The 14,281-nt window shown below is 73.8% G+C and carries 13 protein-coding genes and 2 pseudogenes; 6 read left to right on the forward strand and 9 right to left on the reverse strand.

The window, feature by feature from the left end; translation table 11 throughout:
• Window positions 1–32: 32 nt before the first annotated feature.
• Window positions 33–920 (forward strand): Gfo/Idh/MocA family protein, encoded by an 888-nt coding sequence (locus QHG49_RS02905; RefSeq protein ID WP_301487133.1) that lies wholly within the window; start codon window positions 33–35, stop codon window positions 918–920.
• On the opposite strand, the gene QHG49_RS02910 is transcribed toward QHG49_RS02905, so the two are convergent.
• From QHG49_RS02910 to QHG49_RS02935, 6 genes and pseudogenes are all read right to left on the reverse strand, one after another.
• Window positions 868–1,827, reverse strand: coding sequence for an SAM-dependent methyltransferase (locus QHG49_RS02910; RefSeq protein ID WP_244320349.1), 960 nt, complete (start codon window positions 1,825–1,827; stop codon window positions 868–870). The two genes, QHG49_RS02905 and QHG49_RS02910, sit on opposite strands and share 53 nt — an antisense overlap.
• Window positions 1,806–2,450, reverse strand: coding sequence for a cysteine hydrolase family protein (locus tag QHG49_RS02915; protein ID WP_145489726.1), 645 nt, complete (start codon window positions 2,448–2,450; stop codon window positions 1,806–1,808). Before QHG49_RS02915 ends, QHG49_RS02910 begins: the two co-directional genes overlap by 22 nt.
• Window positions 2,447–3,547 (reverse strand): isocitrate/isopropylmalate family dehydrogenase, encoded by a 1,101-nt coding sequence (locus QHG49_RS02920; protein ID WP_201300496.1) that lies wholly within the window; start codon window positions 3,545–3,547, stop codon window positions 2,447–2,449. The genes QHG49_RS02915 and QHG49_RS02920 overlap by 4 nt, the downstream gene beginning before the upstream one ends.
• Entirely contained in the window at window positions 3,544–4,080 is a 537-nt protein-coding gene (locus QHG49_RS33995) for an EF-hand domain-containing protein (protein ID WP_145489729.1), read from the reverse strand. Before QHG49_RS33995 ends, QHG49_RS02920 begins: the two co-directional genes overlap by 4 nt.
• Before the next feature lie 188 nt (window positions 4,081–4,268).
• A pseudogene (locus QHG49_RS02930) lies at window positions 4,269–4,614 on the reverse strand (hypothetical protein).
• A 77-nt stretch (window positions 4,615–4,691) separates the two neighbouring features.
• Window positions 4,692–5,220: pseudogene (locus QHG49_RS02935) on the reverse strand (GNAT family N-acetyltransferase); the annotation flags it as partial.
• Between the two features lie 145 nt (window positions 5,221–5,365).
• On the opposite strand from QHG49_RS02935, the gene QHG49_RS02940 reads away from it, so the two are divergent.
• Complete coding sequence (locus QHG49_RS02940; protein ID WP_301487134.1) at window positions 5,366–6,478, forward strand: PP2C family protein-serine/threonine phosphatase; 1,113 nt, start codon at window positions 5,366–5,368, stop codon at window positions 6,476–6,478.
• 58 nt (window positions 6,479–6,536) lie between these two features.
• On the opposite strand, the gene QHG49_RS02945 is transcribed toward QHG49_RS02940, so the two are convergent.
• Both QHG49_RS02945 and QHG49_RS02950 read right to left on the reverse strand, forming a co-directional pair.
• Entirely contained in the window at window positions 6,537–6,977 is a 441-nt protein-coding gene (locus QHG49_RS02945) for an Lrp/AsnC family transcriptional regulator (protein WP_145489735.1), read from the reverse strand.
• A 22-nt stretch (window positions 6,978–6,999) separates the two neighbouring features.
• Window positions 7,000–8,349, reverse strand: coding sequence for a transaminase (locus tag QHG49_RS02950; protein WP_301487135.1), 1,350 nt, complete (start codon window positions 8,347–8,349; stop codon window positions 7,000–7,002).
• Window positions 8,350–8,653: 304 nt separating this feature from the next.
• Between QHG49_RS02950 and QHG49_RS02955 the strand changes: the two genes are divergently transcribed.
• On the forward strand, window positions 8,654–9,133 hold the full coding sequence (locus QHG49_RS02955) for a hypothetical protein (RefSeq protein ID WP_159698436.1): 480 nt from the start codon (window positions 8,654–8,656) through the stop codon (window positions 9,131–9,133).
• Window positions 9,134–9,334: 201 nt separating this feature from the next.
• Here QHG49_RS02955 and QHG49_RS02960 read toward each other — a convergent pair whose 3' ends face one another.
• Complete coding sequence (locus QHG49_RS02960) at window positions 9,335–10,876, reverse strand: helix-turn-helix domain-containing protein (RefSeq protein ID WP_145489742.1); 1,542 nt, start codon at window positions 10,874–10,876, stop codon at window positions 9,335–9,337.
• A 360-nt stretch (window positions 10,877–11,236) separates the two neighbouring features.
• Here QHG49_RS02960 and QHG49_RS02965 point away from each other — a divergent pair, with 360 nt between their 5' ends.
• The 3 genes from QHG49_RS02965 (at window position 11,237) to QHG49_RS02975 (ending at window position 14,230) form a co-directional block, all read left to right on the forward strand.
• Entirely contained in the window at window positions 11,237–11,857 is a 621-nt protein-coding gene (locus QHG49_RS02965; RefSeq protein WP_167532395.1) for an L-threonylcarbamoyladenylate synthase, read from the forward strand.
• A gap of 166 nt (window positions 11,858–12,023) precedes the next feature.
• A complete protein-coding gene (locus QHG49_RS02970; RefSeq protein ID WP_301487136.1) occupies window positions 12,024–12,779 on the forward strand; it encodes a dienelactone hydrolase family protein in 756 nt (251 codons plus the stop codon).
• Window positions 12,780–13,030: 251 nt separating this feature from the next.
• Window positions 13,031–14,230 carry a glycoside hydrolase family 64 protein gene (locus QHG49_RS02975; protein ID WP_301487137.1) on the forward strand — a complete coding sequence of 400 codons (1,200 nt, stop codon included), beginning with the start codon at window positions 13,031–13,033 and terminating at the stop codon, window positions 14,228–14,230.
• Window positions 14,231–14,281: the final 51 nt, after the last annotated feature.

Here is a 14,281-nt window from a genome sequence, read left to right on the forward strand (position 1 = left end):
CGCCAGGACCGGTTCGGAGAGAGGAACGTCATATGCGCATCGGACTGCTGGGAACGGGCCCCTGGGCGACGGCGGCCTACGCCCCCGCCCTCGCCGGGCACCCCGGCCTGGAGTTCGCCGGGGTGTGGGGCCGCCGCCCGGAGGCGGCCGCCGAGCTGGCCCAGCGGTACGACGTCAGGCCGTACGCCGACGTGGACGCGCTGCTGGCCGACGTGGACGCGGTAGCGGTCGCCCTGCCGCCCTCCGTGCAGGCCCCGCTGGCGGCGCGGGCGGCGCGGGCCGGGCGGCATCTGCTCCTCGACAAGCCGCTCGCGCTGTCGGTCGCCGACGCGCGTGCGGTGGCCGAGGAGGCGGAGCGTACCGGGGTGGCCTCGGTGGTGTTCTTCACCGCGCGCTTCCAGAAGGAGCCCCAGGCGTGGATCGAGGAACAGGCCGCGCTGGCGGGCTGGTTCACGGCGCGGGCGCACTGGCTGGGGGCGGTGTTCACGACCGACAGCCCCTTCGCGGCCTCTCCGTGGCGTCAGGAGAAGGGCGCGCTGTGGGACCTGGGCCCGCACGCGCTGTCCGTGCTGATGCCGATCCTCGGTGACGTCACCCGGGTGGTGGCGGCGGGCCACGGCCCGCAAGGCACCGTGCACCTGATCCTCGACCATGCCGCCGGGGCCTCCAGCACGGTCACCCTCAGCCAGACGGTGCCACCGGCGGCCGCGGGCACCGAGTACGAGCTGCGCGGCGAATCCGGCGCCACGGTCATGCCCGCCGCCTCCGAGGACGCCGTCACCGCCCTCACCCGAGCCGCCGACGCCCTCCTGGTCTCCGCCGGGACCGGCCGCCCGCACCCCTGCGACGCGTCCTTCGGTCTGCGGGTCACGGAGATCCTGGCGGCGGCGGAGGCCCGCCTGGCGGCGCACACGGAGTGACCACGGGCGCCCTGTCCCGCGACGCCGCCGCGAAGATCCAGCGGTTGGCGGCCAGGGCGTCGTTCGGTTCCGGGAGCGGGCCGCGGCCGTGGCGGCGGGTGAAGTCGTAGGGCGTGCGGACGGTCACCGTCCAGTCCAGGGCGGCGAGTTCGGCGGCCGAGTCGGGGCGGGGCTCGCCGTCGAAGAGGGCGAGCAGGTCGATGCCGATGCGCCGGCGGGTGTCGGTGTAGACGGGGCTCGAGCGCACCTGCGGGGACTCCGCGAGGTCCTTGATCTCGTACGCCAGGGTGCTGTCCGCCGCGCTGAGCCGGTCGATCGTGGCGACGAGCCGCCGTTCGGCCGCCGCCGGGAGATACAGCAGCAGCCCCTCGGCCAGCCACGCCGTGGGTTCGGCCGGGTCGAAGCCCGCGGACAGCAGCCCGTCGGCCCAGTCCTCGCGCAGGTCGGCCGCGAGCGGGCGGCGCTCGGCCGCGGGGGCGGCCCGGAGCCGGTCGAGGACCGTCTGCTTGAAGGCCAGCACCTCCGCCGTGTCCACCTCGTACACCGCGCACCCCGGCGGCCAGTCCAGCCGGTACGCCCGGCAGTCCAGGCCCGCGCCGAGGATGACCACCTGGCGCACGCCCAGATGGGCGGAGCGCAGCAGATGGTCGTCCAGGACGCGGGTGCGCAGCGCGAAGTACCGGCCGAGCCGGCCCCACAGCGGGTCGGCGTCCCCGTCGGGCACCTGCCCGGGACGCACCGGCCAGTTCGCCGAGGCCGCCGCCGCGCGCACGAAGTGCTCGGCGAACGGGTCCCGGGCCAGCGCGTCGGGGCGATGCGTCTCGATGGCGCGGGCCGCGGCCACCAGCAGGGCGGTGCGGCCCACGCCCCGGGCCACCCCGGCGGTCAGGCCTCCTGCCGTACGCACGGCACCTCCTCGGGCCCGAGGGCCGGTGCGGTCCAGGCCGCCGGGTCGCGGGAGGTGGTCGTCCGGGCGCCGTAGACGACGCGCATGAAGCGCAGGACGTCGTCGTAGGGCAGATGCAGGGCCGTGGTGCAGTCCGTCAGGACGGTCACATGGAAGCCCTTCTGGAACGCCGTGCGGGCGGTGGTGTCCACGCACACGTCGGCGTACACCCCGGCGAAGACCAGGTGGCCGACGCCCCGGGCGCCGAGGTGGTCCTCGAAGCCCTCGCCGAGGAAGGCGTCGAAGCGGGCGCGCTTGGTGAAGACGTGCTCGCCCGGGGCCGGGGCGACCCGGTGGAACTCGGCGCCCCAGGAGCCCTCCAGGCACTTCGGCCGCTTGCCGAGGGCGTGGTCCCGCGACCGCCAGGCGGCGCCCTGGTGTTCGGGGTCGCCGGTGAACCGTACGAAGACCACCTCCACGTCGCGCGCGCGGGCCTCGGCCACCGCCCGGACGGTGCCGGCGACGGCCGCGTCCAGGACGGCGGGGTCGCCGCCGAAGCGGGCCAGGGCGGTCGGGCCGGTGCAGAAGTCGTTCTGCACGTCCACGACGACCAGGGCCGTGCGCTCCCCCGTCGGGCCGGTCATGAGCCGCCGGCCAGGGCGGCGTCCGACGGTGTCCCGGCGCCGGGGGTGTCGAGGGCGTCGAGCAGGGCGTCGGCCACGGCGGTGGTGGAGTGCCGGCCGCCGAGGTCGGGCGTGGATATGCCCCGTTCCTCCAGGATCCGCAGCGCCTTCTCGACGGCCTCGACCGCGCCGGTTCGTCCGGCGTGTCCCTCGGCGACGCGCGCGGCGGCGCGGATGGTCGCCACCGGATTGACGAGGCCCCGGCCCGCGATGTCGTCGGCGGAGCCGTGCACCGTCTGGTACTCGGTGAGTCCGGCCAGCGCCGGGTCGAGGAAGACGTTCTCGGTGCAACGGTTCTCCTGCCGGTCGGAGCCGAACCGGTCGAGGAGCATGACGTGCATGATGTCGGCCCATTCGTTCCCGGCGATCAGCAGCGTCCGGTCGGGCAGGCCGTGGGTGATGAGGTTGCGGTTGACCGTGTCCGGCTGGAACAGGCCGATCTCCACGCCGAGTTCCGCCGCGAGTTCGCTCACCCAGGCGTCCAGCGCGCCGTCCAGGAGATGGAACTTGTACGCCATGACGACGCGGCCGATCCGCCCGTCCGGCCACTCCTGCCGGGCCCGGCGCAGGGCGTAGCGGACCACGCTGCGGGTGATCTCCCGGCCGAAGGTCATGGTGCGGGTGATCTCGCCGGGCGTGTGCGCGTTCTCCCCGGTGTAGAACCCCTGTGCCTGGTCGCGCACCAGCAGCAGGGAGCGGCCGTCGGCGCCGAGGAGGTCCACCTTGACGGCGCGCAGGCGCCGGCGGACGAGGTACAGGGACTGGGCGTTGACGGCGGTCCGGAAGACCGCCGTCGTGCCCCGCTCGGCACGGGTGCGGCAGAACCGTTCGTAGTGGTCGGCGTCCGCGGCGGTCAGCTCGCGGATCCGGGCGATGTCGGGTTCGCCGCGCAGCGAGTGGTAGGAGTGGTAGAGCCGCGGGGAGCGCTCGATCGTCACGGTGCCCGGGTGCCCGGCGGTCAGCGCGCCGAGCACCCGCTCGAAGACGTCCGCGAGTTCGGGTCCGGTGCCCCGGCCCACGGCCAGTCCGATGACGGGGGCGCTCGGGTCGTGGGTCACTGGCCGGTGCCCGTGGTGAGGTGGTCGCCGGGGATGCCGGACTTCTCGGGGCGGTAGTAGTCGCGGATGCCGTCGGCCCAGGTGACCACGGGGACGCGGTCGCCGTGGACCGGCTCGAAGGCGTCGAACAGGGCCTCGATGTTGGGGCGCTGGAAGCCGATGGCCGTCATCAGGGCGACGAAGTGCGGGCGTTCGACATAGCCGTCGCCGTCCGGGTCGCCCAGCGCGGCGAGGGATTCGGCGAACTCGTTGACGGTGACGTCGAACCTCTGGGGGTCGAGCACGATGGCGTTGAACTCCTCGGGGCTGACCTGCCCGTCGCCGTCGGCGTCCAGCTCGGTGCGCAGGGTGTCCCAGTAGCCCTGGAACGCCTTGAGCATCCGGTGCTTCGCGCCGTCCGCGGCCTCGGGCACGGCCTCGACCACCCGCCTGCCCATCAGCTCGAAGTCCCCGGGGTCCAGGACGCCGTTGCCGTTGGCGTCGAACAGTGAGAAGACGAGCTCGACGCGGTTGTTCGCCTCGGTGGTGGCCATGGTGTTTTCCCCTCCGGTCGTACGGTGCTCAAGAACCGCCGGTCTTCGCGGGCCCGGCGGCGGCTCCACTATCGGCTCGCCACCGGCTCCCGGTGAGAAAAAGCCGCCCAAGTGCCCCCGAAGGAAGGAATTTCCCGGCCGGAGGCATGAACCACCCGATCTTGGAAAGCGCCCCGTCTCCACCCCTGTCAACCGCCCTCCCGCCCGGCCCCGCCGTCCTCCTCGAACGGCTCGTCGCTCCACCGGAACCACGCCCGGTCCCCCTCGATGCGCAGCAGGAACTCGGGGACCGGCCCCGCGGGGGGACGCGAGGGTGACCCGGCGCCGTATCTCCTCGTACACGAGATCGGCCCCCTCCCAGTCCTCCTCGTCCATCAGGACCAGCTCCCGGGCGAACAGCTCGCGTACGGCGGCGAAGCCGGCGGCGGGGGTGAACGCGCCGTTCAGCCACGGGAAGCCTGCCTCTTCGATCACGATCTCGCCGACCGGCTCCTCGCCGGACCGCACACGCCACACCTGGTCCTCGAACCCCATGGCCCCTCCTCCGTCCCGCCGCCGGTCACCGCGCGCTCAGCATGTCACCCGGCACTGACAGCGCCCTCGGCCCGGTAGAAGATGTCCAGCTCCTCCTGGGCGGCCTGTTCGGCGCCGCCCTGCGCGACGGCCCGGCGGGCGGGCGCGTCGAGGGTGACGGAGTGGACGCGGCTCAGCAGGCCGAGGAAGACGGCGTCGTCCGGTTCCGGGGGTGAAGACCAGGCGGCCGGGGCGCTCGGGCAGGCCGCAGGCCGGGGTCCAGCGGCAGAGGAAGCGCTCGACCAGGGGCGTGTAGCCGGCCATGCGCGCCGCGGTGGCGCGGGTCTCGGCGGCGGCCCGCAGCCCCGGGTCGTCGCGCCAGCCGCCCGGCAGGTCGAGTTCGAGCTCGTCGGGGCGCCAGGGCGCGGTCCGCAGCGGTTCGGCGCCGGCCGTCTCCTCGCCCTCGGCCACGTCCAGCCAGTTGATCAGCAGTGGTTCGGTGTCCGCGGCGCGCCCCCACCGGGCGGCGCGGGCCACGGTGCGGCCGTCGCGCAGGGCGACGCGCTGCCATACGGGGCGGAAGGTGACCAGCCGGTGCTTCTCGGCGAGGGCCAGCGGGTCGGGCATGGTGTGGAACAGGTGTGCACGGTGCGCGTCGCTCACACGCTGACCAGGCCGCTCGGCCGACGTCCGTCGGTTGTCCGTACCGCTCATCCGCGTACGGGGGAGCGACCGACGGGCCCTCCTCCCGGGGGCGGCGTAGCGTGGGCTTGTGCTATCGGTGCGCGCATGGTCCTCGCGAAGGAGCCAGGAGGATCGCGGCTGGCTGCGGGGCGCGCCGCCGCCGTGGTGGATCCGGCTGCTGCCGGTGCTGCTGCTGGTCGGGGTGACGCTGGCCTCGACCGTCACCACCCACGCCGGCGACCTCGGATTCCTGCTGGGCGCGATCCCGCCGCTGGCGGTCCTGTCGTACGGCCCGCTCGTCACCGCCCTGCTCGGCGTCCTGGTGGTCGTGGCCCTGAACGTGCCCGAGACCCATCTGAACCGGCCCGGCAACACCGATCTGCTCACCATCGTCTTCGTCGCCCTGCTCAGCGTGTTCGTGTCGTTCGTGCGCAGCCGCCGCGACGCCCAGCTCCAGGTGGAGCGCACGATCGGCGAGGCCGTGCAGCGGGCGGTGATGCCGCCGCTGCCCGAGCGGGTCGGGCGTGTCGGCTGCACGGGTTTCTACCGGGCGGCGGAGAACGGCACGCTGGTGGGCGGGGACTTCTTCGATGTGCGCGAAGGGCCGTACGGCGTACGGGCGGTGATGGGCGATGTGCGCGGGCACGGGCTGGCGGCGGTCTCGACCGTGGTGTCCCTGCTGGGCGCTTTCCGGGAGGCGGTCCTGGACCAGCAGGACCTGGAGTCGGTGGCGGCCCGGATGGACCGCCGGCTGGAGACGGACGCGGCGGGCACGCCGGACGGGGAGCTGTTCGCGACGGCGGTGCTGGTGGAGTTCCCGGCCGGCGCGCCCACGATGCGGGTGGTGGCCTGCGGGCATCCGGCGCCGGTCCTGCTGCGGGAGGGCGACGCGCGGGAGATCACCGCGACACCCGGCGCCCCGCTGGGGATCGGTCTGGTCGGGGCCGATCCGCCGAAGGAGGTCACGGTGCCGCTGGAACCGGGCGACCGGCTGCTGGTGGCCTCCGACGGGGTGTGGGAGGCACGGAACCGCTCCGGGGTCTTCTATCCGCTGCCGGACCGGCTGGCCGCCCTCGCGGACACCCGGGACGGCGAGCTGCCCACCGCCGTGTGGGACGACCTGGCGCGGCTGCGCTACGAGGTCCGCGACGACGCGACGATGCTGGTCCTGGCCCCGGTGCCGGGCGGCCGGCCCGCCTGACCCGGTCGGCAGGCCCGCGTCCGCGCCGTACCAGGGCGGGCTCTTCGCCCGGCCCCGGTCACCCCACGTCCCACAGGAACCGGTGGGTGTGAATGCCGAAGTACGGGAAGGACCTGATCTCGCGGACGCCCTCGATCGGGCGGACCACGTCGTTGACGAGGTCCAGCAGGGCCTTCGGGCCGGGCGCGACCACCTCGGCGAAGAGGTCGAAGCCGCCGGAGGTGAGCACCGAGTACACGACCTCGGGCCGCTCGGCGAGGGCGTCGGCGACGGCGCGCGGGTCGCCGTCCACGCCGATGCCGAGCAGTGCCATGGCCTGGCCGCCCATCGCCATCGGGTCGGTGACGCCGACCACTTGGACGGCCCGGGAGTCCAGCAGCCGCTGGAGCCGCTGCCGGGCCGCCGAGGCGGACAGGCCCACCTTGGGTCCGAGGTCGGCGTAGGCGATACGGCCGTCGGTCTGGAGTTCGCGCAGGATGGCCCGGTCGATGTCGTCCATGGCCGTCATCATGCCTCTTTGCTCATCCCGCCAGTTCGGCGAGGGCGGCGGCGAACACCTCGGTGTGCCGGTCGACGTCCTGCTCGGTGGTGTCGGGGCACATCAGGGCCATGTTGTGGAACGGGGTGAGCAGGATGCCCCGGTTGGCGAGGTAGAGGTGCAGGAAGTCCTCCAGCCCGGCGTCGGCGGCCGCCGCGGACTCGGTGCCGGTGCGCGGCGCGGGCGCGGTGAAGCGGTACTCGGTCCGCGCTCCGAGCCGGCTCACCGACCAGGGCAGGGCGTACGCCTCGATGCCGGAGCGCACGCCCGCCTCGAAGCGTTCGCACAGCTTGCCCATCCGGTCGAACGCCTCGTCGGTGAGGACGTGTTCGAGGGTGGCGCGGGTGGCCGCGACCGACAGGGCGTTGCCCGCGAGGGTGCCGCCGACGCCGCCCATGTCGACGAGGTCGAGGTCGGCGCGGGCCAGCAGCCGGTCGGCCAGCTCGGCGGAGAGGCCGTAGGCACCGGCCGGGATGCCGCCGCCGATGGCCTTGCCGATGGTGAGCATGTCCGGTTCCAGGTCCCAGGCGCCGGTGCAGCCGCCGGGGCCCGCGGAGAAGGTGTGCGTCTCGTCGTTGATCAGCAGCGTGCCGTAGCGCCTGGTCAGCTCGCGGACACCGGCGAGGTAGCCGGGTTCGGGCAGCACGATGCCGATGTTGGTGAGGGCGGGTTCCATGAGGACCGCGGCCACGTCGCCGTGGGCGAGTTCGCGCTCCAGCGCGGCGAGGTCGTTGAACTCGGCGACCCGGCTGGTGAGGGTCACCTCGCAGGGCGCGCCGACGTTCCCGGGGCGGGCGGTGCCCTCGCCGTCCGGGCCGGTGACGATCAGCGACTCGTCCACGCTGCCGTGGTAGCAGTAGCTGTTGAAGAGGATCTTCGGGCGCCCGGTGACGGCGCGGGCGAGCCGGATCGCCCAGCGGTTGGCGTCGGTCGCGGTGAGCGAGAAGCTCCAGCGGGCCGGGCCGAAGCGCCGGGTCAGCTCGGCGCCGACCCACTCGGCGTCCTCGGTGGGCAGCATGGCGGTGGCGCCGCCGAGTCCGGCGAAGCGCCGCTGGACCGCCTCGGTGACCGCCGCGGGCGAGTGGCCCGCCATCGCTCCGGTGTCGCCGAGGCAGAAGTCGATGTACTCGTGCCCGTCCACATCGCTCACCCGGGCGCCGCGCGCCCCCGCCAGATACCGGGGGAAGGCTCCGGCCGTCTTGTTCATCCAGGTCATCGGCACCCGGCCGAAGAGATGGCCGGCCCCGGCGTACGCGGCGCGCGAGCGCGGGTTACGACGCTCGGCCTCGGCGCTCTCGCGGGCCAGGAGGGTGCGCAGGCGGGTGCGGTCCATGGAAAACCTCGCTGAATCGGTCGACGGAACAGCGTGAGGCTACGACCGGAACCATGTCCTTCTCAAGAGCTTGGCGCATGATTCGATCGCTGAGACACTCGAATCATGCGTCATAGCGGCACGCCACGCTCGGAAGGGTGACCTCTCCCCTTCGTCCGGCTGACGAATCGGCACGCGGAGTTCGAACGCTTCGACAGAAACGCCAGGCCGCGCCACCCCTTCCGCCGCATAGAAATATCTACGAACATGCATATGCCGGGTTGCTGTGCGGACGCACCGAGTGCCCGAGAACGCGGAGCAGTGCATGACGAACACGATGTGGATGCGGGGCGTGGAGTGGCTGGCGGCATCGGCGGCCGACCCGCGCGCGTGCAAGTGGGAGTGGGATCACGGGGAGGGGATCGCACTGCTGGAGGCGGGGCGCTTCTGGGACGTGCTCAGCGTTCCCGAGCGGCTGGGGCTGCTCACCCTGGACCTGCTGTGGCGGCCCGCGCTGCCGGTGCCGGGCCCGACCCTGGTGGACCTCACGGCCGGCCGGGTCGGCTTCTTCCTGCCGCCGGACCCGGACGGGGGCTGGGTCGGCGCGGGGCTTCGCTACGCGACCAGGGGCTCCTGGGTCGCCGTACCGCCGCCCTACCGGCCCGCCCGCTCCCTGGAGTGGCTGGTACCGCCCGACGGCACCGGCATCCTGCACTCCCCCGGCACCCTGGAGGACGCCCTGCGGCAGGCCAACGGCACACTGACCGTCCTCGCCGCCCCGCCGCGCGGGCCGCAGGAGTCCTAGCGGGCGGCCCGGACAGGTGCGGTACGACGCCTCAGGTGCGCTCGGGCTCCGGCCCGGCGGTGCGCAGGGCGAGGCTCGCGAGACCGGCGAGCGGGGCCCCGACCGGCCCCCCGTCCCGGTCGTGCCCCGCTGAGAAGTGAACTTACGTGCGACACACGGTCCGTACCAGCGCACCGGTGCCCGGCGCCACGCGCGTAGCACTCACCGGTGCACAGCCGCGTCCGCTTGGTCCCGGTTCGCCGTGCCGAGGGCGGGGACGGGGAGTTCACCGGTGACGAGATGGGCGAGGACGACCTCGTACAGATCGGTGCCCCCGGCCAGCAGCCGGCGCTCCAGGACGGGTTCGGCGGCCCGCACATGCTCCCGTACGGTCTGGGCGTGCACCCCCCGCGCCGTCGCGGCGGGCCCGGCGTTGGCGTCGGCGGCCAGCCAGGCGCGCAGGGTGCCGCGCAGATCCCGGCCGTCGGCGTCGAGGCGCCCGAGCAGCCCCTCGGCCCAGGAGCGCAGCGCGTCCCCGCCGAGCAGGTCCGCGAACCCGGTCGGCGCGGCGGGGGCGCTGCCCTCGGTGTCGTACGGGCCGTGCGCCGCCTCGGTGTTGAGCGCGATGTGCGCCACCGCGCGCACGGCCAGGGCGGAGAAGTCGGCGCCGAGGAGCGCGGCGACCCGGTCCATGCGGGCGCGCACCGTGTTGCGGCTGACGCCGAGCACCTTGGCCGTGCTCACGGCGGTGAACTCCAGGCCCAGCCGGGTGGTGGCGAGCAGTTCGGCGCGCACGTGGTACGGCAGCGTGTCGAGCGGACGCAGCACGGCGGCCGACCAGGCGTGCAGCGCGGCCGGGTCCATCAGGCGGGCGGGGCGGGTGCGTTCGGCGTAGACGGCGGTCCGCTCCGGGCTGAAGCGGGCCACGGCGAGGGCGGTGACGGCCTGTCCGTAGGCGGTGGCGGTCAGGGCGAGGCGCTGGCGGGGGCTGCCGCCGAGGTAGGTGCCGGGCCGTACGGCGACCAGGGAGCGCAGCCGCTCCTCCACCTCGGTGGCCGGGCCGAGCACGATGACGTGCTCGTCCATCGCCGGGCAGCGCACCACGAGGGCGCCGCCGCTGGTGGCCGCCCCGCAGTCGTCGGCGAGCCGGTCGCGTTCGGCGGCGGTGCCCTCGATGACGTACACACGGGCGGTGTCGTTCTCCAGCAGTCCGGGCCACAGTCCCGCGGCGACCCGGCGGGCGGAGACGATGTCCTCCACCATCAGCAGTTGCAGGATGGCGAGGCGCAGATCGGCGGTGGCCCGCCGCAGCCGGTAGCCGGCGTGTGCCAACTCGCGCTCGCGCAGCAGGAGTTCGAGTATGCCCGCGGTGTGCCCGAGGATGTCGGTGGTGTGCCGGTCGAAGGGCTCGGGGCGGGCCACGGCCAGTACGGCGGAGGCGGCCGGGGCGGGGCCCGGGTGCCGTATCCCGACCAGGCGCACATGGCGGGTGCCGTCCTCCAGCGCGGCGGCGGAGACCCGGCCCGCGGCCACCTCGGCGACGACGGCGGGGTCCAGGGCGGGCCGCTCCCCCGCTTCGGCGAGGAGGGCGCCGCGCGCGTCCTGGAGACGCACCGCGGATCCGGTGCTGCGGGCGAGCCAGGCGATCAGCCGGTCGAGACCGCGCCCCGCGGGGCGCAGCTGGTCGAGCAGCTCGCGCGCCCAGGCGCTGTCGGTTCCGTACGACGGCCGGGACACCGGCTCCTCCTCCGTTCGGCGGGCCACGTGTCCCTCCCCTGTCTTTCCTGTCGGCCGATGTTCGCAGCGGGACGTTACCCGACGGTTCACCTGGCCGTCCGGCCGGACATGGCTCCGCCGGCGACCCGGGGGGGTGGGGCCGCCGACGGAGGCAACGCCTCCGGGGCCGGGGGGAGGGCTCCGGATGGCTCAGGGTTCGGGTGCCCGCCGGTACCGGGGATACACCAGGGGATTTTCCGGGGTCGCACCAGGGGATTCCCGGGGATCCCGGGGCGCCGCGGACCGGGTGCGCGCGGGGCTACCGGGGTTCGTGCGCCAGGCGGTCCGTGCGACAGACGGCGCACCCCGCTGCCCGCGTCGCCCCGGGCGACGGCATAAGCTCGGTGAATGGCGAAGTACTTCGATGTGCACCCCGAGAACCCGCAGGCCCGCAGCATCGCGCAGATCGCCGACTCGGTGCGGTCGGGGGCGCTGATCGCATATCCGACCGACTCCTGCTACGCGCTCGGCTGCCGGCTGGGCAGCCAGGACGGCGTGGACCGGATCCGGGCCATCCGCCGGCTGGACGACCGCCATCACTTCACGCTGATGTGCCGTGACTTCGCGCAGCTCGGGCAGTTCGTGCGGGTGGACAACGATGTGTTCCGGGCCGTGAAGGCGTCCACCCCCGGCAGCTACACCTTCATCCTCCCGGCCACCCGTGAGGTCCCGCGCAAGCTGATGCACCCGAAGAAGAAGACCGTGGGTGTGCGCATCCCGGACCATGTGGTCACCCAGGCGCTGCTGGCCGAGCTGGGCGAGCCGCTGCTGTCCAGCACGCTGCTGCTGCCGGACGAGGAGGAGCCGATGACCCAGGGCTGGGAGATCAAGGACCGCCTCGACCATGTGGTGGACGCGGTGGTCGACTCCGGGGAGTGCGGCACCGAGCCGACCACGGTGGTCGACTTCTCCGGTGGCGAGGCGGAGATCGTGCGGCGGGGCGCGGGCGACACGTCACGGTTCGAGTGACGGCGGGGGGGCGGTTCGGCGGACCGCCCGCGAGGGTCCGGATCTTGCGTGGCAGCATGAGTTCCGCCCGCTCGCGCCGCCTGTTCGCGCAGGACACCGGCGTACCCGGGCACCCGCCGCCCGCCATCCCTTCCCGCCATCCCTTCCCCCCAGGAGGCCCGTCATCATGACCGACGTACAGGGAGCATCCGTCGAGATCCCCACCGAGGACGGCACCGCCGACGCCTACCTCGCCCATCCCGCCGACGGCGAGCCGCACCCGGGGGTCCTGCTGTACCAGGACGCCTACGGACTGCGTCCCCAGCTGCGCTCGATGGCCGACCGGCTGGCGTCGGCCGGGTACACGGTCCTGGTGCCGAACGTCTTCTACCGGCACGGCACCACCCCGCTCGGCGAGCTGCCGGAGTTCATCGACCCGGCGGCCGACCCGGGCATCTGGCAGCGCATCGGCCCGGTGATGGGCTCCCTCACCCCCGAGCAGTCCCGGCGGGACGCCGACGCCTACCTGGGCTTCCTCGCGGACAACCCGTTCGTCACCGACGGCCCCGTCGCGCTGACCGGCTACTGCATGGGTGCCCGGCTCGCCCTGCGCACGGCCGCCACGCACCCCCGCCGGGTGGCCGCGGCGGCCGGTTTCCACGGCGGCAAGCTGGTCACGGACGCCCCGGACAGCCCGCACCGGGGTGTCCGGGACGTCACCGCCGAGCTGTACTTCGGCTTCGCCGACCAGGACGCCTCCATGCCGGCCGAGCAGATCCGCGAGCTGGAGCAGGCGCTGGACGCGGCCGGGGTGCGCCACACCTGCGAGGTGTATCCGGGCGCGCAGCACGGCTACACCCAGGCCGACACCCCCGCGTACGACCGGGAGGCCGACGAGCGCCACTGGTCGGCGCTGCTGGCCCTGCTCGACCGCGCCTTCTGAGCCCGCGGAGCCTTCTGCACCCGCGGAGCGTCCCCAACCTCCCGCGCTCTCCGAACCGTTCGGCACCGGCCCACGGCGCCCGCCCCGTGGTGGGCGCCGGGTGGGTGCGGTGACACCTTCGGGCAACGGGAAGTCACGCCGAAGTCGTTGACATGGCTACGACTTCGGCACCAGTCTGAGAGCGCTCTCAGACAGGTACGGGCCCGAGATCGGCGGTCCGTACGACCCCGACCCCCACACGGAGGTGGAGAGTGCCGCACACTCGAACCCGGCGCGCGCTGCCCCTGGCCGCCGCCACCGCCCTCGTCGGCGGAGCGCTCGCCCTCGGCGTCCCCCAACACGCCAGGGCGGCCGTACCGGACACCATCGCGCTGACCATCACCAACAACTCGGGCCGCACCCAGCCCGTCTACCTCTACGACCTCGGCACCCAGCTGTCCTCCGGGCAGCAGGGCTGGGCGGACGCGAACGGCGCCTTCCACGCCTGGCCGGCGGGCGGCAATCCGCCGACTCCCGCGCCGGACGCGGCGATTCCGGGACCGGCCGCCGGGCAGTCGGCCACGATCCGCATACCGAAGTTCTCCGGCCGGATCTACTTCTCCTACGGCCAGAAGCTCGTCTTCAAGCTCACCACGGGCGGTCTGGTGCAGCCGGCCGTGCAGAACCCGTCCGACCCCAACCACGACATCCTCTTCAACTGGTCCGAGTACACGCTCAACGACTCCGGGCTGTGGCTCAACAGCACCCAGGTGGACATGTTCTCGGCGCCGTACTCCGTCGGGGTGCGCCGCGCCGACGGGAGCGTCAGCACCACCGGGCAGCTCAAGCAGGGCGGGTGGTCGGGGTTCTTCGACGCCCTGCGCGCCCAGCCGGGCGGCTGGTCGGGGCTGATCCAGACGGGCTCCGACGGCTCGGTGCTGCGCGCGCTGTCGCCGCTGTACGGCGTGGAGACCGGCGCGCTGCCCGCGAGCGCGATGGACGACTACGTGAACCGGGTCTGGCAGAAGTACGCGTCGTCGACGCTGACCGTCACGCCGTTCGCCGATCAGCCGGACAAGAAGTTCTACGGCCGGGTCTCGGGGGACGTCATGAACTTCACCGACACCTCCGGCGCGGTCGTCACCAGCTTCCAGAAGCCGGACGCGGACAGCGTGTTCGGCTGCCACAAGCTGCTCGACGCGCCCAACGACGCCGTGCGCGGGCCCATCTCCCGCACGCTGTGCGCGGGCTTCAACCGCTCGACGCTGCTGGTGAGTTCGCAGGCGCCGGACAACACGCCGGGCGACTTCTACCAGGACGCGGTGACCAACCAGTACGCGAAGGCGGTGCACGCGCGGATGTCCGACGGCAAGGCGTACGCGTTCGCCTTCGACGACGTCGGCAACCAGGAGTCGCTGGTCAACGACGGCGATCCGCAGCAGGCGTACCTCGCACTGGGTCCGCTGGACTGACCGCATGAGAAGGTCCCGCTCCCCGGCCGGGGAGCGGGACCCTTCGGTTCG

The organism is Streptomyces sp. WP-1 (assembly GCF_030450125.1).
GTDB lineage: Bacteria > Actinomycetota > Actinomycetes > Streptomycetales > Streptomycetaceae > Streptomyces > Streptomyces incarnatus.

Excerpts from the sequence above, each read along its gene's own strand:
- QHG49_RS02905 (WP_301487133.1), top strand. The coding sequence starts at position 33 with ATGCGCATCGGACTGCTGGGAACGGGCCCCTGGGCGACGGCGGCCTAC.
- QHG49_RS02915 (WP_145489726.1), bottom strand. The coding sequence starts at position 2,450 with ATGACCGGCCCGACGGGGGAGCGCACGGCCCTGGTCGTCGTGGACGTG.
- QHG49_RS33995 (WP_145489729.1), bottom strand. The coding sequence starts at position 4,080 with ATGGCCACCACCGAGGCGAACAACCGCGTCGAGCTCGTCTTCTCACTG.
- QHG49_RS02945 (WP_145489735.1), bottom strand. The coding sequence starts at position 6,977 with ATGGACGACATCGACCGGGCCATCCTGCGCGAACTCCAGACCGACGGC.
- QHG49_RS02950 (WP_301487135.1), bottom strand. The coding sequence starts at position 8,349 with ATGGACCGCACCCGCCTGCGCACCCTCCTGGCCCGCGAGAGCGCCGAG.
- QHG49_RS02955 (WP_159698436.1), top strand. The coding sequence starts at position 8,654 with ATGACGAACACGATGTGGATGCGGGGCGTGGAGTGGCTGGCGGCATCG.
- QHG49_RS02965 (WP_167532395.1), top strand. The coding sequence starts at position 11,237 with ATGGCGAAGTACTTCGATGTGCACCCCGAGAACCCGCAGGCCCGCAGC.
- QHG49_RS02970 (WP_301487136.1), top strand. The coding sequence starts at position 12,024 with ATGACCGACGTACAGGGAGCATCCGTCGAGATCCCCACCGAGGACGGC.